The following is a 23,670-nucleotide window of genomic DNA, read 5'->3' on the forward strand; positions in this document are numbered from 1 at the left end:
CGGGCGTCACGTCCCCGCACCGGCCTCGGCGTTCGCAAGGGGCACGTCCCCGCCGCGACCGTCGGCGTCGACGCGGTCACGTCTCCGCACCGGCGTCGGCGTTGGCGGGATCACGTCCCCGCACCGCTCCCGATGATCATCGAGCCCGCTACCGTGCTCCCATGCCCGCACTCGATCCCGGCCGCACCGCCCTCGTCCTCGTCGACCTGATGGAACGCATCGTCGCGCTGCCGCTCGCCCCCCGCCCCGGAACCGACGTCGTCGCCGCCGCGGACCGACTCGCCCAGACCTTCCGGGCCGTCGGCGCGCCCGTCGTCCACCTCAGGGTCGAGCGGCCGAACGTCGAGACCCAGCCGCCCGGCAGCGACCTCGTCCCCACCCTCGTCCACCCGGGCGACCACGTGGTCGTCAAGCGGACGATCGGGGGGTTCCAGGACACCGGCCTGCACGCACTCCTCGCCGAGCACACGGTCACCACCGTCGTGTTCGCCGGCATCGCCACCAACCTCGGCGTCGAGTCCACCGCCCGCGCCGCCTGCGACCTCGGCTACGGACCGGTCTTCGCCGAGGACGCCATGGCCGCCCTCACCGCCGACGAGCACCACGCCTCGGTGACCCTGGACTTCCCGCGCCTCGGCACCGTCGCCCCCGTCGACACGATCACCCTGGACGGACCCGAGTGACTCCCGTACCGATACGCTACGGCGCCCGCCCCTGCTCCCTCGTCGTCTGCCGCGGCTGCTGCTGCGGCGACGCGGGCAAGAACCCCGGTGTCGACCACGAGGGCCAGCTCGCCCGGCTCCGTCACGCCGCGGCGGAATCCGGCGGCCGGCTGTCCGTCCGTACGAGCGACTGCCTCGGCCCTTGCGCGCAGGCCAACGTCGTCGTGGTCCAGCCCTCCACCGAGGGCCGCCGCCGCGGCGGGCGCGCCGCGTGGATCGGCTTCACCGCGGACGACGACTGCCTCGACGACATCCTCGCGTGGACCGCGGCGGGCGGCCCCGGAATCGCCGAACCCCCGGCGACCCTCACGCTCCAGATGATCGACCCGCCGACCGGGACGACCCGCACCCGCGCCGGACGCCGCGCGCGTTAGAGCGCCGCCGACGGGGGCGCGGGACCGGCCGGCGCAGGGGGCGCCCGCCGTCCGATGGCCCGACCCCGTGCGGCGCTCCCCGCCCTCCGATGGCCCGACCCGTGCGGCGCGCGGGTCCCGTCAGCCCTGGGAGGCCGCGGCCCCGAGGGCGATCCGGTGCTCGCCCGCGTACACGTTCATGTCCTGGCCGCGCAGGAAGCCGACCAGCGTGAGCCCGGTCTCCGCGGCCAGGTCCACGGCCAGCGAGGACGGCGCGGAGACCGCCGCGAGCACCGGGATGCCCGCCATCACCGCCTTCTGCGCCAGCTCGAACGAGGCCCGGCCGGAGACCAGCAGGACCGCCCGGTCCAGCGGCAGCCGCCCGTCGCTCAGGGCCCGGCCGACCAGCTTGTCCACCGCGTTGTGGCGGCCCACGTCCTCCCGTACGTCGAGCAGCTCGCCGTCCTCCGAGAACAGCGCCGCCGCGTGGAGTCCCCCGGTCCGGTCGAAGACCCGCTGCGCGGCCCTCAGCCGGTCGGGGAGGCGGGCGAGCAGCTCGGGCGTGAGCCGGAGCGGGGGAGTGTCGGCGATCGGGAAGCGCGCCGTGGTCCGTACGGCGTCCAGGCTGGCCTTGCCGCACAGCCCGCACGACGACGTCGTGTACACGTTCCGCTCCAGGGTGATGTCCGGGACGGGCACACCGGGCGCCAGCTGGACGTCCACCACGTTGTACGTGTTCGTGCCGTCGTCCTTGGCGCCCGCGCAGTACACGATGTTCCGTACGTCGGACGCGGCGCCGAGCACCCCCTCGCTGACCAGGAACCCGGCGGCGAGCGCGAAGTCGTCGCCTGGCGTGCGCATGGTGATGGCGAGCGGGCGGCCGTTCAGCCGGATCTCCAGCGGCTCCTCGGCCACCAGCGTGTCCGGGCGTTCGTTGACGGCCGCGCCCCGGATCCGGATGACGCGCCGTCGCTCGGTGACCCGTCCCATTGGTTACACCCGATTCTGTACGTGCGGGAAGCCGAAACGGCCCTTGATACAGAGGTTGCCACGGGTCATGGCCGACACCGCATCCGGCGCCCGCCCGTTCCTCCCCGTTGTCACGGTCTCCCAACAGGTACGGGCGAATCTTGGTGGTTTACGTGCCCGGTTACCCATCAGTCGCTGGCAAGACTGGGTGGTCCTGCTTCCGCTTGAACGGCGCAAGCGCACCACGCGTCACAGAACCCAAGGGGGTCCCGGGCATGACGGGCACTCGTATCGCCGCGCTCGGGCACTATCAGCCCGCCAAGGTGCTGACCAACGAAGACCTGGCCGCGCTGGTCGACACCAGCGACGAGTGGATCAGCAGCCGCGTCGGCATCAGGACCCGCCACATGGCCGGACCCGACGAGCCGGTCGACGAGCTCGCCGCGCACGCCGCCGGCAAGGCGCTCGCCGCCGCCGGTCTGGGCGCCGCCGACATCGACCTGGTCCTCGTCGCCACCTCCACGGCGATCGACCGCTCGCCCAACACCGCGGCCCGCGTCGCCGCCCGGCTCGGCATGGGCTCGCCCGCCACCATGGACCTCAACGTGGTCTGCGCCGGCTTCACCCACGCCCTCGCCACCGCCGACCACGCGATCCGGGCGGGGTCCGCCCGCCGCGCCCTGGTCATCGGCGCCGACAAGATGACCGAGGTCACGGACTGGACCGACCGCACCACCTGCGTGCTCGTCGGCGACGGGGCGGGCGCCGCGGTCGTCGAAGCCGTGGCGGACGACGCCGAGCCCGGCATCGGGCCGGTGCTGTGGGGTTCCGTCCCGGAGATGGGCCACGCCGTCCGTATCGAGGGCACCCCGCCGCGCTTCGCGCAGGAGGGCCAGTCCGTCTACCGCTGGGCCACCCAGCAGCTGCCCGCCCTCGCCCGCCAGGTGTGCGCGCGCTCGGGGCTCGCGCCCGAGGAGCTGGCCGGCGTCGTGCTGCACCAGGCGAACCTGCGGATCATCGAGCCGCTCGCCGCGAAGATCGGCGCGGTCAACGCGGTCGTGGCGCGCGACGTGGTCGAGTCCGGCAACACCTCGGCGGCCTCGATCCCGCTGGCGCTCGCCAAGCTGGTCGAGCGGGGGGAGCTCCCGTCGGGGGCGCCGACCCTGCTCTTCGGCTTCGGCGGCAACCTCTCGTACGCGGGGCAGGTCGTCCGCGTTCCGTGACCCCGCGCGGCCGTGGCCGCCCGCGCCCTTGGTGCGGGCGAGTTGCAGGGGGCCCCGTTCGGCGGAGCCCGGTGGCGAGGGGCCCGGGGCCGCCCTAGCTTCGGACGGGGCGAGGGACATCTCCCGCCGTACGCGGCGACTGGCCGCCGGGCGTCCCTCGTCCGATCTGGAGGATCGCCATGCGCGCGATACGTGTTGCTTCCGCGGCCCTGCTCGCCACGGTCGCCCTCTCGCTCACCGCGCCGACGGCCGCCCTGGCCGACGAAAGCGCGGGCACGGCGGGCGAAGGCGCGTCGAGCGCGGGCACGGGGAGCGCGAGCACGGGGACCGAGGACACGGCGGGCGCGGGCACGGGGAGCGCGGGTACGGGTACGTCGGTCGGCGCAACGCCCTCCGGCGGTGCGCAGGAGGGCGGAACGCCCGTCGACAGTGCGGCGGGCGTCGGGACGCCCGCCGAAGCGGCGCCCGTCGAGGAACCACCCGTCGAGGAACCACCCGTCGACGGCGCGCAGGAAGAGCCCACCGCGAGCGTCGTCGCTCCGCCGGACGGCACCGGGCAGAACATCACCTCGTTCGGCTTCTCCGTCTCGCCCTCGACGGTGGCCCCCGGCGGCACGGTCACGCTGAAGTCCGACGCCTGCGAGGCCCCCTCCGTGACCGTCACCTCCGGGATCTTCGAGACCGTCACGCTCACCGAGGGCCGTGCGGGGACCGCGACCGTCGACGTCGAGGCCAGGATCGGCGCGGAGTACCAGGTCACCTTCGACTGCAAGGGCGAGAAGGGGACCGCCGCCCTCGTCGTCGCCGGGGGCTCCACCGGCACCTCCACGGGTGGCCACGACACCGGCGCCCAGAAGGGCGTCAAGGCCGGCTTCGGTGGCGGCGCCGGGCAGCTCGGTGCCGTCGAGGCCGCCACGGGCACCGCGCTGATCGCGGGCGCGCTCGGCGGCGGCGGTGTGCTGCTGCTGCGCCGTCGGCGCGCGGACGGCCGCGGCTGATACGGCTTCTCCGCCCCGGGGTGACGAGGTCCGGGGCGGGGGAGCGCCATCGCGTACACCGGGAGTGCGAATCGTGCACGGGTCGAGCGGATCGTCCAGGCGCGGCGCGTGGGGCGTCGTCGCCGTCGTCCTGCTCGTAGGGGTCCACCTGGTGCGGGGCGGTACGGAGGAGTGGCGGGCCGGAGGCCCCCCTCAGCCGCTCGCGGCCGCGGCCCCGGGCCACGCGCCCGCCCTCGCCCCCGCGCCGGGCCCGGATCCGCTGTCGGCCTCCCGGCCCACGCGCGTCCGCGCCCCCGCCGTACGCCTCGACGCGCCCCTCACGCCCGTCGGCCTCGACCCCGAAGGGTGGATCGCCACACCGCCCGCGTACGAGACGCGTCTCGCCGGCTGGTTCACCGGCGCGGTCACCCCCGGAGAGAAGGGCACGGCGGTCGTCGTCGGCCATGTCGACACCCCGGACGGGCCGAGCGTCTTCCACGAGCTCGGGGCGCTGAAGAAGGGGCAGCGCGTGGAGATCGTCCGCCAGGACGGCAGGACGGCCGTCTTCTCCGTGTACGGCATCGAGGTCGTCCCGAAGGAGGGCTTCCCGGCCGAGCGGATCTACCGCGCGTCCGCCCGGCCCGAGCTGCGCCTCCTCACCTGCGGGGGAGCCTTCTCTCCCCGGCGCGGATACTCCGGAAACGTCGTCGTCTCCGCCCGTCTGACCGAGGTGCGCTGAGCGGCCCGGCGTCCGGGGCGACGCCGTTGCGCACCGGCTGCCGCACCCCTGCCGCACCGCCCTCGGAACCGTCTTCCGCGTCGCTTCCCGACCGAGCTTTGTCCTCACTGGGGAAAAAGTCGGTCCGGATTGCTGCGCAACTTCTTCCCACTCCCGGACGCCACTGCTACGTTCCCCTCGAAAGCCCGGAGGAGACCGCCGAACGAAGGGCTTCGCCGAATCGTCAGGGGAGGGGCGCGTGAGACGCATGACGGCACGACCCGCCAACGCGCACCAGGCGCGACTGCTGCGCCTGCTGCGCGACGGAGGTCCCAACTCCCGTGCGCAGCTGGGCGATCAGATCGACCTCTCGCGCTCCAAGCTGGCCGTCGAGGTGGACCGGCTCCTCGAGACCGGCCTCGTCGTCGCGGACGGTCTCGCCGCCTCCCGCGGCGGGCGCCGTTCGCACAACATCAGGCTCGCCCCCGAACTCCGCTTCCTCGGCATCGACATCGGTGCCACGTCCGTCGACGTGGCCGTCACCAACGCCGAGTTGGAGGTGCTCGGGCATCTCAACCACCCCATGGACGTCCGCGAGGGCCCGGTCGCCGTCTTCGAGCAGGCGCTCGCCATGGCGTCCAAACTGCGCGCCTCCGGGCTCGCCGAGGGCTTCGACGGTGCCGGCATCGGCGTCCCCGGTCCGGTCCGCTTCCCCGAGGGCATCCCGGTCGCACCTCCGATCATGCCCGGCTGGGACGGCTTCCCCGTGCGGGAGGCGCTCAGCCAGGAACTCGGCTGCCCGGTCATGGTCGACAACGACGTGAACCTCATGGCCATGGGGGAGCAGCACGCCGGTGTCGCCCGCTCGGTCGGCGACTTCCTCTGCGTCAAGATCGGTACGGGCATCGGCTGCGGCATCGTCGTCGGCGGTCAGGTCTACCGCGGTACGACGGGCAGTGCCGGCGACATCGGGCACATCCAGGTGGAACCGGACGGCCGCTCCTGCGCGTGCGGCAACAAGGGCTGCCTGGAGGCCCACTTCAGCGGCGCCGCCCTGGCCCGCGACGCCGAGGACGCGGCGCGCGCGGGCCGGTCGGACGAGCTCGCCGGACGCCTCGCGGCGGCCGGCCGGCTCACGGCGGTGGACGTCGCAGCGGCGGCCGCCGCCGGGGACGCCACCGCACTCGCCCTCATCCGCGAGGGCGGCAACCGGGTCGGGCAGGTCATCGCCGGACTCGTCAGCTTCTTCAATCCCGGTCTGGTGGTGATCGGCGGCGGGGTCACCGGCCTCGGTCACAACCTCCTCGCCAGTGTCCGCACCCAGGTCTACCGGCAGTCCCTGCCGCTGGCCACCGGCAATCTCCCCATCGTGCTGGGCGAGCTGGGCCCGACCGCCGGAGTGATCGGCGCGGCCCGCCTCATCAGCGACCACCTCTTCTCCCCGGCGTAACCCGCCTGCCGGTGGTCCGTCGGCACCCGTTCCGGACGGCGGAACGGGTGACGCCGACCCACTCGCCGACCCGTCCCGCCGGCCCTCGCCGGCCCACCCGCTGGCCCGTCCCGCCGACCCATCCGCCCGGCCTGTCCCGCCCCGACCCACCCAACGGCCCGTCCGCCGGCCTGTTCCGCCGTCCCACCCGCCGGCCCGTCCCGCCGGACCCGCCCCAGCCCCCACTCGCTCAGGCGCCACCCGCACCCGCCGAGGGGATCCCACCCATGCCGCAAGAGCCGCCACCCCTGCTCACCATGTCCGCCATCACCAAGTCCTTCCCCGGCGTCCGCGCCCTCGACGGCGTCGACCTCGAGGTCGCCCCCGGCGAGGTCCACTGCCTCCTCGGCCAGAACGGCGCCGGGAAGTCCACCCTGATCAAGGTCCTCGCGGGCGCCCACCAGCCCGACGGCGGCCGGATCACCTGGCGCGGCGAACCCGTCCAGCTCCGCTCCCCGATCGCCGCCATGCGCCTCGGCATCGCCACCATCTACCAGGAGCTCGACCTCGTCGAAGGGCTGAGCGTCGCCGAGAACGTCCACCTCGGCCACGAGCCCACCACGGCGGGATTCGTCGTCCGCGGCCGCGCCGCCAAGGCATCCACGGCCGCGCTCCTCAAGCGGCTCGGCCATCCCGAGATCGACCCCGCCCGCCGCGTCGGCGACCTCTCCGCCGCGCAGCAGCAGATCGTCTCGATGGCCCGCGCCCTCTCCCACGACGTCCGGCTCATCGTCATGGACGAGCCCTCGGCCGCCCTCGACCCCGACGAGGTCGACAACCTCTTCCGTATCGTCGCCGACCTCACCGCGGACGGTGTCGCCGTCGTCTACATCTCCCACCGCCTGGAGGAGATCCGCCGCATCGGCGACCGGGTCACCGTCCTCAAGGACGGCCGCGCCGTGGCCGGCGGCCTGCCCGCCGCCTCCACCCCCACCGGTGACATCGTTGCCCTGATGACGGGCCGCAACGTCGAGTACGTCTTCCCGCCGCGCCCCGCCGACCCCCCGGCCGCTCCACCCGTGCTCCAGCTCCAGGGCCTCGCCAGGGAGGGCGAGTTCGACCCCGTCGACCTCGAACTGCGGCCCGGGGAGATCGTCGGCCTCGCCGGGCTCGTCGGATCGGGCCGTTCCGAGATCCTGGAGACGGTCTTCGGCGCCCGGAAGGCCACCGCCGGCCGGGTCCTCGTCGACGGCCGCGCCCTGCGCCCCGGCAGCGTCCGCGCCGCCGTCCGCGCCGGCCTCGGTCTCGCCCCCGAGGAGCGCAAGGCCCAGGGCCTGCTGATGCTGGAGTCCGTCACCCGAAACGTCTCGGTCTCCACGCTCGCGCGCTTCTCGCGCGCCGGCTGGATCGACCGCGGCGGCGAACGCGAGGCGTCCCGGGCGGCCACCCGGGAACTGTCCCTGAGGCCCGACAACCCCGACGCCCCGATCCGTACCCTCTCCGGCGGAAACCAGCAGAAGGCCGTCCTCGCCCGCTGGTTGCTGCGCGGCTGCCGCGTCCTCCTGCTGGACGAACCGACCCGCGGTGTCGACGTCGGCGCCCGCGCCGAGCTGTACGCCGTCATCCGCCGTCTCGCCGACGACGGCCTCGCCGTCCTCCTCGTGTCGAGCGAAGTGCCCGAGGTCCTGGGCCTGGCCGACCGCGTCCTGGTGCTCAGGGAGGGCCGTGTCGTCCACACGGCCCCCGCCCGCGAGCTCGACGAACACCGCGTACTCGACCTCGTGATGGAAGGGAGCCCCACGTCATGACGCTGTCCACCGCCAAGAACCCCGAGGCGCCTGCGCAGGACGGCGGCGGGCGTCCGCGCGGCATCCCGCTCGGGCTGCGCGCCGACGTCCGCAATCTCTCCCTGCTCGGGGTGCTCGCCGTCCTGATCGCGGTCGGCGGCCTGACCCGGCCCGACGAGTTCCTCGCCGTCTCCAACCTCCAACTCGTCCTCACCCAGGCCTCGGTGATCGGCGTCGTCACCGTCGGCATGACCTTCGTCATCACCAGCGGCGGCATCGACCTCTCCGTCGGCGCGATCGTCGCCCTCGCCTCCGTATGGGCGACGACGCTGGCGACACAGGAGTACGGGTTCGCCGGCATCCTCTTCACGGCCGTCGTCGTGGGCCTCGGCTGCGGCCTGGTGAACGGACTGCTCATCGCGTACGGCGGGATGGTCCCCTTCATCGCGACCCTCGCCATGCTCGCCTCGGCCCGCGGTCTCGCCCTGCAGATCACCGACGGCCGGACGCAGATCGTCACCGTCGACTCCGTACTCGACCTCGGCATCCCCGACGCCTACATCCTGGGCATCCCGCCGCTGGTCCTCGTCTTCGCCGCCGTCACCGTCGTCGGCTGGCTGGTCCTCAACCGGACCACCTTCGGCCGCCGCACCGTCGCCGTCGGAGGCAACGCGGAAGCCGCCCGGCTCGCCGGCATCGACGTACGCCGGCAGCGCCTCTACCTCTATCTGCTCTCCGGGCTGTGCTGCGGGATCGCGGCCTTCCTGCTGATCATCCTCTCCGGCTCCGGCCAGAACACCAACGGCAATCTGTACGAACTCGACGCCATCGCCGCCGCGATCATCGGCGGCACCCTGCTCACCGGTGGCCGCGGCACGATCGTCGGCTCCGTCCTCGGTGTCCTGGTCTTCACCACGATCACCAACATCTTCGCGCTCAACAACCTGCAGAGCGACGTCCAGCAGATCGCCAAGGGCGCGATCATCGTCGCCGCCGTCCTGGTCCAGCGCCGCACCGCGCGCCACGGCGAGGCCTGACCCCCACCTCCCTCGCCCCCGTTCTCCCCGCATCTCCCTCACCCCCGAAGGGATCCATCGCCATGCCAGAAACCAGCCGCAGAGGACTGCTTTTCGGCACCGCCGCCGTCTCCGCCGGCGCGCTCCTCACCGCCTGCACCAGCAACGAGCCCAAGAACGCCGCCCCGGCCGCGAGCAACATCCCCGCCGCCGACGACAAGCCCGGCACCCCCGTCACCATCGGCTTCGCCGGCCCCCAGGCCGACCACGGCTGGCTCAACGCCATCAACCAGAACGCCAAGGAGCGCGCGAAGAAGTACTCCGAGGTCACCCTGGAGATCACCGAGGGTTCCAACGACACCGCGACCCAGATCGGCCAGATCCAGACCCTGATCAACAAGAAGGTCGACGTCCTGGTCATCCTGCCCGCCGACGGCAAGGCGCTCACCCAGGTCGGCCTCCAGGCCATGAAGGCGGGCATCCCCGTCATCAACTTGGACCGCGTCTTCGCCTCCCCGCAGGCCTACCGCTGCTGGATCGGCGGCGACAACTACGGCATGGGCCTCAACGCGGGCCGCTACATCGGCGAGCAGCTCAAGGACAAGCCGAACGCCACGGTCATCGAGCTCGCCGGCATGGACAGCCTGGAGCTGACCAAGCAGCGCACCCAGGGCTTCGACGACGCCCTCAAGAACTACCCCAACATCCGCAAGGTGGCCCGCCAGGCCGCCGACTTCACCGTCGAGTCCGGTCAGGCCAAGATGGCCCAGCTCCTCCAGGCCCAGTCGAAGTTCGACGCCCTGTGGAACCACGACGACGACCAGGGCGTGGGCGCTCTGCGGGCCATCGCCCAGGCCGGCCGCAAGGACTTCCTCATGGTCGGTGGCGCGGGCGCCAAGTCCGCGATGGACGCCATCAAGGCCGACGACGGCGTGCTCAAGGCCACCGTCCTCTACCCGCCGACCATGGCCGCCTCCGCCATCGACCTGGCCCGCGCGCTCGGCCAGAAGAAGGGCGTCGGGGGCATGTCGGAGCTGGAGATCCCGGCCTCCATCACCCTCTACTCGGCCGTCGTGACCAAGGAGAACGTCGACGAGTACCTGCCCACCGGCTTCAGCTGACCGGGGTCCGGCCGCCGGCCCGAGCCCGGCACCCCCCACCGTGCAACCGATGAGGAGGAACCGTATGGAACAGCGGGAGAGCGAGGCCGGCGAGGCCACGGCGCCGTCACTCGGCATCGGCATGGTCGGCTACGCGTTCATGGGCGCCGCCCACTCACAAGGGTGGCGCACCGCGGGGCGTGTCTTCGACCTGCCGCTGCGACCCGTGCTCGCCGCCGTCGCCGGCCGTGACCGGGCCGCGGTACGGGCGGCGGCCGCCCAGCACGGCTGGGCGGCCGCCGAGACCGACTGGCGTGCGCTCGTCGCCCGTGACGACGTCCAGCTCGTGGACGTCTGCACCCCGGGCGACAGTCATGCGGAGATCGCCGTCGCCGCGCTGGAGGCGGGCAAGCACGTCCTCTGCGAGAAGCCGCTCGCCAACTCGGTCGCGGAGGCCGAGGCCATGGTCGCCGCCGCGGAGGCGGCGGCCGCCCGTGGCCAGGTCGCCATGGTCGGCTTCAACTACCGGCGGGTCCCGGCCGTCGCGTACGCCCGCCGGCTCGTCGCCGACGGCAGGCTCGGAGCGCTGCGGCACGTACGGGTCACCTACCTCCAGGACTGGCTCGTCGACCCCGCGTTCCCGCTGACCTGGCGCCTGGAGCGCGAGCACGCGGGCTCCGGGGCCCTCGGCGATCTCGGCGCGCACGCCGTCGACCTCGCGCAGTACCTCGCGGGGGAGCTCCTGGTCGGGGTCTCGGCGCTCACCGAGACCTTCGTACGGGAACGTCCGCTGCTCGCCGGCGTCTCGGCCGGACTCTCCGGCGCGGCCACGGGCGGCTCGTACGGGACGGTGACGGTGGACGACGCCGCGCTCTTCACCGGGCGGCTCGCCTCCGGGGCGCTCGCCTCCTTCGAGGCGACCCGGATGGCGGCGGGCCGGAAGAACGCGCTGCGTCTGGAGATCAACGGGGAGAAGGGGTCGCTCGCCTTCGACCTGGAGCGGCTCAACGAGCTCTCCTTCCACGACCACACGGAGCCGGCCGCGTCCGCGGGCTTCCGCCGGATCCTGGTGACCGAGCCGGACCATCCGTACCTGGAGGGCTGGTGGCCTCCGGGCCACGCGCTCGGCTACGAGCACACCTTCGTGCACCAGGCCCGCGACCTGGTCCTCGCCGTCGCGTCGGGGGGCCGCCCCGCCCCGTCCTTCGCCGACGGGCTCCAGGTCCAGCGGGTGCTGGCGGCCGTGGAGGAGAGCGCCGAGAAGAACGCCGTCTACACCCCCGTACAGGTCTAGGGCGTCCCGGCCCCGCCCTTCGGGCGGACGACGCTACTTCCGAAACACGCCCTAGGAGGCTTCGACCGTGACCCGTCCCTTCACCCTCTTCACCGGCCAGTGGGCCGACCTGCCGCTGGAGGAGGTCTGCCGGCTCGCCCGTGACTTCGGCTACGACGGCCTCGAACTCGCCTGCTGGGGCGACCACTTCGAGGTCGACAAGGCCCTCGCCGACCCGTCGTACGTCGACGGCCGCCGCGCCCTCCTGGAGAAGTACGGCCTGAAGTGCTGGGCGATCTCCAACCACCTCGTGGGCCAGGCCGTCTGCGACCACCCCATCGACGAACGCCATCAGGCGATCGTGCCGGCCCGGATCTGGGGTGACGGCGAGCCGGAAGGTGTACGGCAGCGGGCGGCGCGCGAGCTCGCCGACACCGCCCGGGCCGCCGCCGCCCTCGGCGTCGACACCGTCATCGGCTTCACCGGCTCGTCGATCTGGCATCTGGTGGCGATGTTCCCGCCGGTCCCGGAGCGGATGGTCGAGCGCGGCTTCGAGGACTTCGCGGAGCGCTGGAACCCGATCCTGGACGTCTTCGACGCCGAGGGGGTGCGCTTCGCGCACGAGGTCCACCCGAGCGAGATCGCGTACGACTACTGGACGACGCAGCGGGCGCTCGACGCGGTGGACCGGCGGCCGGCCTTCGGGCTGAACTTCGACCCGAGCCACTTCGTCTGGCAGGACCTGGACCCGGTCGGTTTCCTCTGGGACTTCCGCGACCGGATCTACCACGTGGACTGCAAGGAGGCCCGCAAACGTCTCGACGGGCGCAACGGGCGGCTCGGCTCGCACCTGCCGTGGGGCGACCCCCGGCGCGGCTGGGACTTCGTCTCGGCCGGGCACGGTGACGTGCCGTGGGAGGACGTCTTCCGGATGCTCCGCTCGATCGGCTACGCGGGGCCCGTCTCCGTGGAGTGGGAGGACGCCGGGATGGACCGGCTGACGGGCGCTCCGGAAGCGCTTGCCCATCTCAAGCGGTACGACTTCGACCCGCCCGCGGCCTCTTTCGACGCGGCCTTCGGCGGCCACGACTGACCCGACGGCACAGGTGAGCGCCTGGGTGACGGTGATGCCACCCGGGCTGCTCCGCCGTGCCCTCCGCAGGCTTTGTCCTGTCGCTGTGAAAAGTTCGACAGGGCCCGTGCGCAAGGGCTTTCCGCTGAGGACGAACCCCGCTACGGTCCCTGATGCGTACATGACGTAACCGTGCTCTGTGACCTGCGCGACGGCGCGCGCCGGTCCCCGGACAACCGCACACCCGGCCCTACTCCGGAGGAGATCCGTGCACAGCAAACGACTCCGAGCCAGAAAGTCACTCGCCCTCCTCGCCGTCGGACTCCTCGCCCTCGGCGGGCAGCAGGCCCTCGCGGCCGAGCCGGAAGGCACCGCCGCCGCAGCCGAGGAGTTCCAGCAGGTCACCCTCGCCAAGGGCGGTGAGGAGGTCGGCGAACCGATGTCGCTGGCCGTGCTCCCCGACCGCAGCGTCCTGCACACCTCACGGAACGGCGAGCTGCGCCGCACCGACGCGGCGGGCAACACCGAGGTCATCGGCACCGTCCCCGTCTACTCCCACGACGAGGAAGGCCTCCAGGGCATCGGGCTCGACCCGGACTTCGCCCGCAACAAGGCGATCTACCTCTACTACGCCCCGCCGCTCGACACCCCGGCCGGGGACGCCCCCGAGAACGGCACGGCCGCCGACTTCGCGAAGTACGACGGCGTCAACCGCCTCTCCCGCTTCACCCTGAAGGCCGACGGCACGCTGGACAACGCCAGCGAGAAGAAGGTCATCGACATCCCCGCCACCCGCGGCATCTGCTGCCATGTCGGCGGCGACATCGACTTCGACGCCCAGGGCAACCTCTACCTCTCGACCGGCGACGACTCCAACCCCTTCGCCTCCGACGGCTTCACCCCCATCGACGAACGCCCCGGCCGCAACCCCGCGTTCGACGCCCGGCGCACATCCGGCAACACCAACGACCTCCGCGGCAAGATCCTGCGCATCAAGGTCGCCGACGACGGCTCGTACACCGTCCCCGACGGGAACCTCTTCGCCCCCGGCACCGCGAAGACCCGCCCCGAGATCTACGCGATGGGCTTCCGCAACCCCTTCCGCTTCAGCGTCGACAAGGCGACCGGCGTCCTGTACGTCGGCGACTACGGCCCCGACGCCGGCGCCGCCGACCCCAAGCGCGGCCCCGCCGGCCAGGTCGAGTTCGCCCGCATCACCAAGCCCGGCAACTTCGGCTGGCCCTTCTGCACCGGCAAGAACGACGCCTACCTCGACTACGACTTCGCGACCAAGGAGTCCGGCGCGGCCTTCGACTGCGGCGCGCCGAAGAACGACTCCCCGTACAACACCGGACTCGTCGACCTTCCCCCGGCCGAGCCGGCCTGGATCCCCTACAACGGCGGCTCCGTACCGGAGTTCGGCACCGGATCCGAGTCCCCGATGGGCGGTCCCGTCTACCGCTACGACGCCGCCTCCACCTCCCCGGTCAAGTTCCCCGAGGCCTACGACGGCGACTTCTTCGCCGGGGAGTTCGGGCGCCGCTGGATCAAGCGCATCGAACAGGGCGCCGACGGAGCCGTCCAGTCCATCAACTCCGTCCCCTGGACGGGCACCCAGGTGATGGACATGGCCTTCGGCCCCGACGGAGCGCTGTACGTCCTCGACTACGGCACCGCCTGGTTCGGCGGCGACCACAACTCCGGGCTGTACCGCATCGAGAACGCCACCGGCGGACGCTCCCCGGTCGCCGAGGCGAGCGCGAACAAGACCTCCGGCACAGCCCCCCTGAAGGTCGCCTTCTCCTCCGCCGGCACCACCGACGGTGACGGCGACGCCCTCACCTACAGCTGGGACTTCGGCGACGGCGGAACCTCCACGACCGCCAACCCCACCCACACGTACCGCAAGAACGGCACCTACACGGCGACCGTGACGGCGAAGGACGCCAGTGGCCGTACGGGCTCCGCCTCCGTCCACGTCGTCGTCGGCAACACCGCGCCCAAGGTCACCCTCGAACTCCCCGCCGAGGGCGCCCTCTTCTCCTTCGGCGACGACATCCCCTTCAAGGTGAAGGTCACCGACCCGGAGGACGGCGCGATCGACTGCGCCAAGGTCAAGGTCACCTACATCCTCGGCCACGACAGCCACGGCCACCCCGTCACCTCGGCCAACGGCTGCACCGGCACCATCAAGACCTCCTCCGACGGCGGCCACGACGACGACGCCAACATCTTCGCCGTCTTCGACGCCGAGTACACCGACGGCGGAGGCGGCGGCCAGGCCGCCCTCACCACCCACGACCAGGCCAAGCTCCAGCCCCGCCACCGCCAGGCCGAGCACTTCGACGCCCAGAACGGCGTCGACGTCTTCGACAAGACCGAGGCGAACGGCGGACGCACCGTCGGCGACATCAACGACGGCGACTGGATCTCCTTCAAGCCCTACCACGTGAGCGGAGCCACCAAGCTCACCGCCCGCGTCTCCTCCGGCGGCGTCGGCGGCTTCCTCGAAGTCCGCACCGGCTCGCCCAACGGGACACTCCACGGCTCCGCGCCCGTCCCCGTCACCGGCGGCTGGGAGACCTTCCAGGACATCGACGTACCGCTGCGCAACCTGCCCCGCACCACCACCGAACTCTTCCTCGTCTTCAAGGGCGGCTCCGGCGCGCTCTACGACGTCGACGACTTCACGTTCTCCCACGCCCCGGTGAACCGCGACGCCAAACGGGTCCTGGTCTTCTCCAAGACCGCCGGATTCAGGCACGACTCCATCGGCACCGGCATCACCGCCCTCAAGGAGCTCGGCGCCGGCAGCGACATCACCGTCGACGCCACCGAGGAACCCCGCCAGTTCACCACCAACAACCTCGCCCGCTACGACGCCGTCGTCTTCCTCTCCACCACCGGCGACGTCCTCAACGCCGAACAGCAGGCCGCCTTCGAGAACTACGTCTCCACCGGCGGCGGCTACATGGGCATCCACGCCGCCGCCGACACCGAGTACGACTGGGAGTTCTACGGCGGACTCGTCGGCGCCCACTTCGCCTCGCACCCGCAGATCCAGCCCGCGACCGTACGCGTCGAGGACCACGACCACCCCGCCACCGCCCACCTCGACGGCCCCTGGCAGCGCACCGACGAGTGGTACAACTACCGCACCAACCCGCGCGGTCAGGCCCGGATCCTCGCCACCCTCGACGAGACCACCTACCAGGGCGGCACCATGAAGGGCGACCACCCGATCGCCTGGTGCAAGACCTACGGCGGCGGCCGCTCCTTCTACACCGGCGGCGGCCACACCAAGGAGTCGTACGCCGAGCCGGCCTTCCGGCAGCACCTCCTCGGCGGACTCCGCTACGCCACCGGCCGGACCGCGGCCGACTGCCGGCCGCAGACCGGTTACCGCGACCTCTTCAACGGCCAGACGAACGAGGGCTGGAAGCAGGCCGGCCCCGGCAGCTTCGACGTCGTCGACGGCGAACTGCGCTCGGTCGGCGGCATGGGGATGCTCTGGTACCAGGCCAAGGAGCTCTCCTCCTACTCCCTCACGCTCGACTGGAAGGCGGCGGGCGACGACAACTCGGGCATCTTCGTCGGCTTCCCCGCCTCCGACGACCCCTGGTCCGCCGTGAACAAGGGGTACGAGATCCAGATCGACGCGACCGACGCCGCCGACCGGACCACTGGAGCCGTCTACGGCTTCAAGTCCGCCGACCTGTCCGCGAGGGACCGCGTGCTGCGACCGCCCGGGCAGTGGAACAGCTACGAGATCCGCGTGCGCGGCGAGCGGCTCCAGGTGTTCCTCAACGGAGTGAAGATCAACGACTTCACCAACACGGACCCGGCCCGCAGCCTCAAGGACGGCCACATCGGCATCCAGAACCACGGAGCCGACGACCAGGTGTCCTTCCGCAACATCAAACTCAGGGAGCTCCCCTCGTAGAGCGCCCGCTCAGCCGGCGGCGGGCGGGGAGGCGCCGTACCCCCCGCCCGCCGTCTCCACCACAGTCCAGGGAGGCAGGGTCGTGACCACAGGAACACGTACGGGAGTCTGGCTCATCGGCGCGAGAGGCTCCGTGGCCACCACGGCGGTGGCCGGCTGCGCCGCGACCACCGCGGGCCTGCACCCGCCGACCGGCATGGTCACCGAGACCGCCGCCTTCGCCGCCGCCGGCCTCCCACCCCTCGCCACCCTCGTCTTCGGCGGACACGACACGGCGGCGTGTCCGCTGCCCAAACGCGCCGAGCAACTCACCGTCGCGGGCGTCCTCCCGCACGGACTCGCCACCGCCGTCGCGGCCGAACTGCACGCCGCCGACGCGGAGATCCGCCCCGGCGGCCCGCTGCCGGGCGACACCCGCGAGGAGGAAGAGCTCATCGCCTCCTTCGCCGCCGACATCACGGACTTCCGGCACCGGCTCGACCTGGACCGCGTCGTCGTGGTCAACGTCGCCTCCACCGAGGCGGCGCCGGAGGGCGCCGCGCTCCCGCCCAGCTCCCTCTACGCGGCCGCAGCCCTGCGCGCCGGCTGCCCCCACGTCAACTTCACCCCCTCCACCGGGCTGCGCCACCCCGCCCTCACCGACCCCCTCGCCGCGAGCGGCCTTCCCCACGCGGGACGCGACGGGAAGACCGGCCAGACCCTCCTGCGCTCCGTCCTCGCCCCGATGTTCCACCAACGCGCCCTGACCGTACGGGCCTGGTCGGGCACCAACCTGCTCGGCGGCGGCGACGGCGCGGCCCTCGCCGACCCGGCCGCGGCCGCGGCGAAGAACGCGGGCAAGGAACGCGTCCTCGCGGACGTCTTCGGCCACGTCCCGGAGGGCGAGGTCCACATCGACGACGTCCCGGCCCTGGGCGAGTGGAAGACCGCCTGGGACCACATCGCCTTCGACGGCTTCCTCGGCTCCCGGATGACCCTCCAGACCACCTGGCAGGGCTGCGACTCCGCCCTCGCCGCGCCCCTCGTCATCGACCTCGCCCGGCTGACCGCCCGCGCCCACGAACGCGGCTTCACCGGCCCGCTGGAAGACCTCGCCTTCTACTTCAAGGACCCGGAGGGCGACCCGCCCGCGGGCCTCGCCGACCAGTACACCCGGCTCGTGGCGTTCGGCGCCCGCCTGGGAGACGTCCGGTGACCCGGGCGAGCGGCCGCACGGCCGCCTGGGCGGAACTCCTCCGCATCTCCGCACTGGCCACGGTGCCGGGCGACGCCCTGGCGGGCGCGGCGGCCGCCGGCCTGCGCCCCAACCGCTCCACCCTGCTGGCCATCGGCTCCTCCCTCTGTCTCTACGAAGCCGGCATGGCGCTCAACGACTGGGCCGACCGCGCCGAGGACGCCGTCGACCGCCCCCACCGCCCCCTCCCCTCCGGCCGCATCACCCCCCGTGCCGCCCTCGGCGCCGCCGCCCTCCTGACCGCCGCGGGCCTGACCCTCGCCGCCCGGGCCGGCCGCCCCTCCCTCGCTACCGCCACCGCCCTCACCGCGACGGTCTGGTCCTACGACCTCCACCTCAAACACACCCCGGCAGCCCCCGCCACCATGGCCACGGCCCGGGCCCTGAACCTCCTCCTCGGCACGGTCGCCACGTCCACGAGCCCCTCCGCCCCGGGCCCCCGCCGGGCCCGCCCGCGAGCGGCCGCGTGGCAGGCGGCCGCGGCCGTCGGCGCCCACACCTACGCGGTCACCTCGGTCTCCCGCCACGAGACCCAGGGCGGCTCGACACGCACCCCACTCCTGGCCCTCGCCACCACACTGGCCCTGGCGGCGGCGTTGACCGCCCGAAGGCCATCGACCGGAGCAGCGCGCCTCGCCCCGGCGGTGGGCACCCTCGTCACGGCCGCCCTCGCCACCTCCTACGCCCGCACCCCGGCCACCCCCCTCCTCCACGCGGCCCTCAACCCCTCACCTCCCCTCACCCAGCGCTCCGTCGGCGCCGGCATCCGCGCCCTGATCCCCCTCCAGGCCACCCTCGCCGCCCGGGCCGGCGCGCCCGGCACCGCGCTCCTGGTGCTCGGCCTCGCCCCGCTCGCCCGCGCTCTCGCCCGGAAGGTGAGCCCGACATGAGCTCCACACACCCCACGCTGCCCCCGAGTCCCGCCGTGCCCCCCACACACCTCACGAGCCCCGCCGCGCCCCCCACACACCCCACGAGCCCCGCCGCGCCCCCCATCCGCTTCGGCTACGGCACCAATGGCCTCACCGACCTCCGGCTCGACGACGCACTCGCCCTCCTCGCCGACCTCGGCCACGACGGCGTCGGACTCACCCTCGACCACATGCACCTCGACCCCCTCGCGCCCGACCTCCCGGCCCGGACCGCCCAGGTGGCCCGGCGCCTGGACACCCTGGGCCTCGGCGTGACCGTCGAGACCGGCGCCCGCTACGTCCTCGACCCCCGCCGCAAGCACGGACCCTCCCTGCTCGACCCGGACCCCGACGCCCGCGCCGTACGCGTCCGCCTCCTCCTGCGCGCCGTCCGCGTCGCCGCCGACCTGGGCGCCCACGCCGTGCACTGCTTCAGCGGCGTCACCCCCGCGGCGACCACCGACGAGACCGCCTGGAAACGCCTCACCGGATCTCTCGCCCCCGTCCTCGAAGCCGCGGCCGCCGCCCGCGTCCCCCTCGCCATCGAACCCGAACCCGGTCACCTCCTCGCCACCCTCGACGACTTCCACACCCTCCGCGGCCTCCTCGGCGACCCGGACCCCCGCCACCTCGGCCTCACCCTCGACATCGGCCACTGCCAGTGCCTGGAAGAGGCGCCCCCCGCCGACTGCGTCCGCGCCGCCGCACCCTGGCTGCACCACGTCCAGATCGAGGACATGCGGCGCGGAGTCCACGAGCACCTCCCGTTCGGCGACGGCGAGATCGACTTCCCGCCCGTCCTCGCCGCCCTCGCCGAGATCACCGCCGCCGGCTACCCGGGCCTGACGGTCGTCGAACTGCCCCGCCACTCCCACGCCGGCCCCGAACTCGCCCGCTCCTCCCTCGCATTCCTGCGCAGACACTCCGCCCCACAGGAGGCCCCGGCATGCTGAGCGACACCGCCCGGGCCTGGCTCGACGAGGCCCTCACCGCCGCCACCGCCCGCACGGCCCTGTGGGAGCTGCGCTTCGCCTCCGCCGGCCGGCACTGCGGTCCCGAGCACGCCGACTCCGTCCGGGTCCTCCTCCTCAAGGCCGCCCGCGCCGAATCCGCCGTCCTCACCCGCCTCTACCACCACGGCTCAGCCGCCGAACGCCGCGCCGTGCTCCTCTCCCTCCCCTCACTCGTCACAGGACCCGAGGCCCTGCCCCTCGTCGAGGACGCCCTCCGCACGAACGACACCGACCTCGTCGCCGCCGCCCTCGGCCCGTACGCCGCCTCCCACCTCGCCCCCCACGCCTGGCGCCACGCCGTCCTCAAGTGCCTCTTCACCGGCGTCCCCGTCGACACCGTCGCCGGGCTGCACGACCGCGCCCGGGACGACACCGAACTCGCCCGGATGCTCACCGACTACGCCGCCGAACGCACCGCCGCCGGCCGCACCGTCCCCGCCGATCTCCACCGCGTCCTCGCCCTCACCGCCCCCACGGAGGAGTCCTGATGCGCATCTTCGACCCCCACATCCACATGTCCTCGCGCACCACGGACGACTACCAGGCGATGTACGACGCCGGAGTCCGCGCCCTCGTCGAACCCTCCTTCTGGCTCGGTCAGCCCCGCACCTCGCCCGCCTCCTTCCTCGACTACTTCGACTCCCTCCTCGGCTGGGAACCTTTCCGGGCCGCCCAGTACGGCATCGCCCACCACTGCACCCTCGCCCTCAACCCCAAGGAGGCCAACGACCCCCGCTGCACCCCCGTCCTCGACGTCCTGCCCCGCTACCTCGAAAAGGACAACGTCGTCGCCGTCGGCGAGATCGGCTACGACTCCATGACCCCCGCCGAGGACACCGCCCTCGCGTCGCAGCTCCAGCTCGCCGCCGACCACGGCCTGCCCGCCCTCGTCCACACCCCCCACCGCGACAAGCTCGCCGGCCTGCGCCGGACCCTCGACGTCGTCCGCGAGTCCGCGCTCCCCACCGAACGGGTCCTTCTCGACCACCTCAACGAGACCACGGTCAAGGAGGCCGCCGACAGCGGCGCCTGGCTGGGCTTCTCCGTCTACCCCGACACCAAGATGGACGAGGACCGCATGGTCGCCGTGCTCAAGGACCACGGGCCCGAGCGGGTCCTGGTGAACTCGGCCGCCGACTGGGGCAAGAGCGACCCGCTCAAGACCCGCAAGGTCGGCGACGCCATGCTCGCCGCCGGATTCTCCGAGGACGACGTCGACCGGGTGCTCTGGCGCAACCCCGTCGCCTTCTACGGACTCAGCGGCCGCCTGCGGCTCGACCCCCCTTCACCGGACACCTCCCACGAGGGCAACTCCATCCTCCGCGGCGGGGAATGAGGCGGGCCCGCCCATGCGCTTCCGCCACCCCGACGGCACCACTGTCCACCTCGCCTACTGCACCAACGTCCACCCGGCCGAGACCCTCGACGGCGTCGTCGCCCAACTGCGCGACCACTGCGAACCCGTCCGCCGGCGCCTCGGCCGCGACCGGCTCGGCATCGGCCTCTGGCTCGCCCGGGACGCCGCCCAGGCCCTCATCACCGACCCGGGCTCCCTGCGGGCGCTCCGCGCCGAGATCGACCGCCGCGGCCTGGAGGTCGTCACCCTCAACGGCTTCCCGTACGAAGGGTTCGGCGCGGCCGAGGTCAAGTACCGCGTCTACCAGCCGGACTGGACCCGCCCCGAACGTCTCGCCCACACCACCGACCTCGCCCGTCTTCTCGCCGCACTCCTTCCCGACGACGTCACCGAGGGCTCCGTCTCCACCCTGCCGCTCGCCTGGCGCACCCCCTTCGACTCCCGAGCCGCCGACACGGCCCTGGCCGCCCTGACCACCCTCGCCGAGCGCCTCGACGCCCTCGAAGAGCTCACCGGAAAGAGCATCCGGATCGGACTCGAACCGGAACCCGGCTGCAGGGTCGAGACCACCGCCGACGCCATCGCCCCGCTCACCGCCGTCTCAAGCCCCCGCATCGGCGTCTGCGTCGACACCTGCCATCTCGCCACCTCCTTCGAAGACCCGCACACCGCCCTGGGCGCCCTCGAGGCCGCCGGTATCCCTGTGGTCAAGACCCAGCTCTCGGCCGCCCTCCACGCCGAGCACCCCCACCTCCCCGAGGTCCGCTCCGCACTCGCCGCCTTCGCCGAACCCCGCTTCCTCCACCAGACCCGCACCCGGACCGCCGCCGGGCTGCGCGGCACCGACGACCTCCCGGAAGCCGTCTCCGGCCGGGCCCTGCCGGACGGCGCCGCCTGGCGCTCCCACTTCCACGTCCCCCTGCACGCCCCGCCCGAGCCTCCCCTCACCTCCACTCTTCCGGTGCTCACGACCACGCTCTCCCTCCTCGTGGGAGGCCCGCACCCCCGCACCCGCCACCTGGAGGTCGAGACCTACACCTGGCAGGCCCTGCCGGCCGACCGGCGCCCCCGCAACCGCGCCCGCCTCGCCGACGGAATCGCCGCCGAACTCACCCTGGCCCGCGACCTGCTGACCGACCTCGGCCTCAAGGAACTCCCATGACCAGCCCCCGGAGCGACACCCGGCCCACCCCCCTTCTCGTCCTCGACGTCGTCGGCCTCACCCCCCGCCTCCTGGAGCACATGCCCCACCTGCGATCCCTCGGCCGGACCGGATCACAAGCGGCGCTCTCCACCGTCCTGCCGGCCGTCACCTGCACCGCCCAGTCCACCTTCCTCACCGGCACCCTCCCCTCCGAGCACGGCATCGTCGCCAACGGCTGGTACTTCCGCGAACTCGGCGACGTCCTCCTCTGGCGCCAGCACAACGGCCTCGTCTCCGGCGACAGACTCTGGGACGCCGCCCGCCGCGCCCACCCCGGCTACACCGTCGCCAACATCTGCTGGTGGTACGCCATGGGCGCGGACACCGACATCACCGTCACCCCCCGCCCCGTCTACTACGCCGACGGCCGCAAGGAACCCGACTGCTACACCCGGCCCCCGGCCCTCCACGACGAACTCACCGAGAGACTCGGCACCTTCCCCCTCTTCCACTTCTGGGGCCCCGGCGCCGACCTGGTCTCCAGCCAGTGGATCATCGACGCCACCCGCCACATCCTCCGCACCCGCCGCCCCGACCTCGCCCTCGCCTACGTCCCCCACCTCGACTACGACCTCCAGCGCTACGGCCCCGACGACCCGCGCGCCTTCCGCGCCGCGGCCGAACTGGACGCCGCGCTCGCCCCCCTCCTCGACGACGCCCGCGCAGAAGGCCGGACGGTCGTCGCCCTCTCCGAGTACGGCATCACCCGGGTGGACCGGCCCGTCGACATCAACCGCGCCCTGCGCCGCGCAGGCCTCCTGGAGGTCCACACCCAGGACGGCATGGAGTACCTGGACCCGATGGCCTCGCGTGCCTTCGCGGTCGCCGACCACCAGCTCGCCCACGTGTACGTCCGACGCCCCGAGGACCTCGACGCCGTCCGTGACACCCTCGCCGGACTGCCCGGCATCGAGCGACTCCTCGACGACGAGGGAAAGAAGGAGCACGGCCTCGACCACCCCCGCTCGGGGGAGCTCGTCGCCCTCGCCGAACCCGACGCGTGGTTCACGTACTACTACTGGCTCGACGACGCGCACGCGCCCGACTTCGCCCAGCTCGTCGAGATCCACCGCAAACCCGGCTACGACCCCGCCGAACTCTTCATGGACCCGCTCGACCCCTACGTACGGGTCAAGGCGGCGAAGGCGATCGCCCGCAAGAAGCTCGGCATGCGCTACCGGCTGGCGGTCGTGCCCCTCGACCCGTCACCTATTCGCGGCAGCCATGGCCGCCTCCCCACGAGCGACGACGAAGGTCCGCTCATTCTGTGCTCCACCCCCCGCGCTGTGAGCGGCCGCGTAGCGGCCACCGATGTGAAGTCCCTCCTGCTCCAACTGGCCGGTCTTCACTGACCGGACTCCAGTGAAGC

The 23,670-nt window shown here is 73.0% G+C and carries 20 protein-coding genes; 19 read left to right on the forward strand and 1 reads right to left on the reverse strand.

Annotated elements, in window-relative coordinates:
- Positions 1-161: 161 nt before the first annotated feature.
- Together M5362_RS08625 and M5362_RS08630 are read left to right on the forward strand one after the other, a co-directional pair.
- Complete coding sequence (locus tag M5362_RS08625; RefSeq protein ID WP_260226784.1) at positions 162-683, forward strand: isochorismatase family protein; 522 nt, start codon at positions 162-164, stop codon at positions 681-683.
- Complete coding sequence (locus M5362_RS08630) at positions 680-1,096, forward strand: (2Fe-2S) ferredoxin domain-containing protein (RefSeq protein WP_260226785.1); 417 nt, start codon at positions 680-682, stop codon at positions 1,094-1,096. Before M5362_RS08625 ends, M5362_RS08630 begins: the two co-directional genes overlap by 4 nt.
- Positions 1,097-1,216: 120 nt before the next feature.
- On the opposite strand, the gene fdhD is transcribed toward M5362_RS08630, so the two are convergent.
- A complete protein-coding gene (gene fdhD / locus M5362_RS08635; protein WP_260226786.1) occupies positions 1,217-2,065 on the reverse strand; it encodes a formate dehydrogenase accessory sulfurtransferase FdhD in 849 nt (282 codons plus the stop codon).
- A 254-nt stretch (positions 2,066-2,319) separates the two neighbouring features.
- On the opposite strand from fdhD, the gene M5362_RS08640 reads away from it, so the two are divergent.
- From M5362_RS08640 to M5362_RS08720, 17 genes are all read left to right on the forward strand, one after another.
- Positions 2,320-3,267, forward strand: coding sequence for a beta-ketoacyl-ACP synthase III (locus tag M5362_RS08640; RefSeq protein WP_260226787.1), 948 nt, complete (start codon positions 2,320-2,322; stop codon positions 3,265-3,267).
- Positions 3,268-3,446: 179 nt separating this feature from the next.
- Positions 3,447-4,265: a hypothetical protein gene (locus tag M5362_RS08645; RefSeq protein ID WP_260226788.1), complete on the forward strand. Its 819-nt coding sequence runs from the start codon at positions 3,447-3,449 to the stop codon at positions 4,263-4,265.
- A gap of 73 nt (positions 4,266-4,338) precedes the next feature.
- Positions 4,339-4,983, forward strand: a complete 645-nt coding sequence (locus M5362_RS08650; protein WP_260226789.1) for a class F sortase — start codon at positions 4,339-4,341, stop codon at positions 4,981-4,983.
- A gap of 247 nt (positions 4,984-5,230) precedes the next feature.
- Positions 5,231-6,412, forward strand: a complete 1,182-nt coding sequence (locus M5362_RS08655) for an ROK family transcriptional regulator (protein WP_260226790.1) — start codon at positions 5,231-5,233, stop codon at positions 6,410-6,412.
- A gap of 296 nt (positions 6,413-6,708) precedes the next feature.
- Complete coding sequence (locus M5362_RS08660) at positions 6,709-8,199, forward strand: sugar ABC transporter ATP-binding protein (RefSeq protein WP_260227145.1); 1,491 nt, start codon at positions 6,709-6,711, stop codon at positions 8,197-8,199.
- Positions 8,196-9,215 carry an ABC transporter permease gene (locus M5362_RS08665; protein ID WP_260226791.1) on the forward strand — a complete coding sequence of 340 codons (1,020 nt, stop codon included), beginning with the start codon at positions 8,196-8,198 and terminating at the stop codon, positions 9,213-9,215. Before M5362_RS08660 ends, M5362_RS08665 begins: the two co-directional genes overlap by 4 nt.
- A gap of 62 nt (positions 9,216-9,277) precedes the next feature.
- Positions 9,278-10,315 (forward strand): substrate-binding domain-containing protein, encoded by a 1,038-nt coding sequence (locus tag M5362_RS08670; protein ID WP_260226792.1) that lies wholly within the window; start codon positions 9,278-9,280, stop codon positions 10,313-10,315.
- 64 nt (positions 10,316-10,379) lie between these two features.
- The gene (locus M5362_RS08675; protein ID WP_260226793.1) at positions 10,380-11,588 is read left to right on the forward strand and encodes a Gfo/Idh/MocA family protein; all 1,209 of its coding nucleotides are present in this window, start codon (positions 10,380-10,382) and stop codon (positions 11,586-11,588) included.
- Between the two features lie 67 nt (positions 11,589-11,655).
- On the forward strand, positions 11,656-12,660 hold the full coding sequence (locus M5362_RS08680) for a sugar phosphate isomerase/epimerase (protein ID WP_260226794.1): 1,005 nt from the start codon (positions 11,656-11,658) through the stop codon (positions 12,658-12,660).
- Positions 12,661-12,907: 247 nt separating this feature from the next.
- The gene (locus tag M5362_RS08685) at positions 12,908-16,582 is read left to right on the forward strand and encodes a ThuA domain-containing protein (RefSeq protein WP_260226795.1); all 3,675 of its coding nucleotides are present in this window, start codon (positions 12,908-12,910) and stop codon (positions 16,580-16,582) included.
- Positions 16,583-16,664: 82 nt separating this feature from the next.
- Positions 16,665-17,777 (forward strand): inositol-3-phosphate synthase, encoded by a 1,113-nt coding sequence (locus tag M5362_RS08690; RefSeq protein ID WP_260226796.1) that lies wholly within the window; start codon positions 16,665-16,667, stop codon positions 17,775-17,777.
- A complete protein-coding gene (locus M5362_RS08695) occupies positions 17,774-18,706 on the forward strand; it encodes an SCO3242 family prenyltransferase (protein ID WP_260226797.1) in 933 nt (310 codons plus the stop codon). Before M5362_RS08690 ends, M5362_RS08695 begins: the two co-directional genes overlap by 4 nt.
- Complete coding sequence (locus tag M5362_RS08700) at positions 18,703-19,680, forward strand: sugar phosphate isomerase/epimerase (RefSeq protein WP_260226798.1); 978 nt, start codon at positions 18,703-18,705, stop codon at positions 19,678-19,680. Before M5362_RS08695 ends, M5362_RS08700 begins: the two co-directional genes overlap by 4 nt.
- On the forward strand, positions 19,674-20,228 hold the full coding sequence (locus M5362_RS08705) for an EboA domain-containing protein (protein ID WP_260226799.1): 555 nt from the start codon (positions 19,674-19,676) through the stop codon (positions 20,226-20,228). The genes M5362_RS08700 and M5362_RS08705 overlap by 7 nt, the downstream gene beginning before the upstream one ends.
- On the forward strand, positions 20,228-21,076 hold the full coding sequence (locus M5362_RS08710) for a TatD family hydrolase (RefSeq protein WP_260226800.1): 849 nt from the start codon (positions 20,228-20,230) through the stop codon (positions 21,074-21,076). The genes M5362_RS08705 and M5362_RS08710 overlap by 1 nt, the downstream gene beginning before the upstream one ends.
- A gap of 13 nt (positions 21,077-21,089) precedes the next feature.
- Entirely contained in the window at positions 21,090-22,259 is a 1,170-nt protein-coding gene (gene eboE / locus M5362_RS08715; protein ID WP_260226801.1) for a metabolite traffic protein EboE, read from the forward strand.
- Positions 22,256-23,653: a nucleotide pyrophosphatase/phosphodiesterase family protein gene (locus tag M5362_RS08720; protein ID WP_260226802.1), complete on the forward strand. Its 1,398-nt coding sequence runs from the start codon at positions 22,256-22,258 to the stop codon at positions 23,651-23,653. Before eboE ends, M5362_RS08720 begins: the two co-directional genes overlap by 4 nt.
- Positions 23,654-23,670 lie beyond the last annotated feature (17 nt).

The organism is Streptomyces sp. Je 1-79 (assembly GCF_025195125.1).
Lineage (GTDB): Bacteria > Actinomycetota > Actinomycetes > Streptomycetales > Streptomycetaceae > Streptomyces.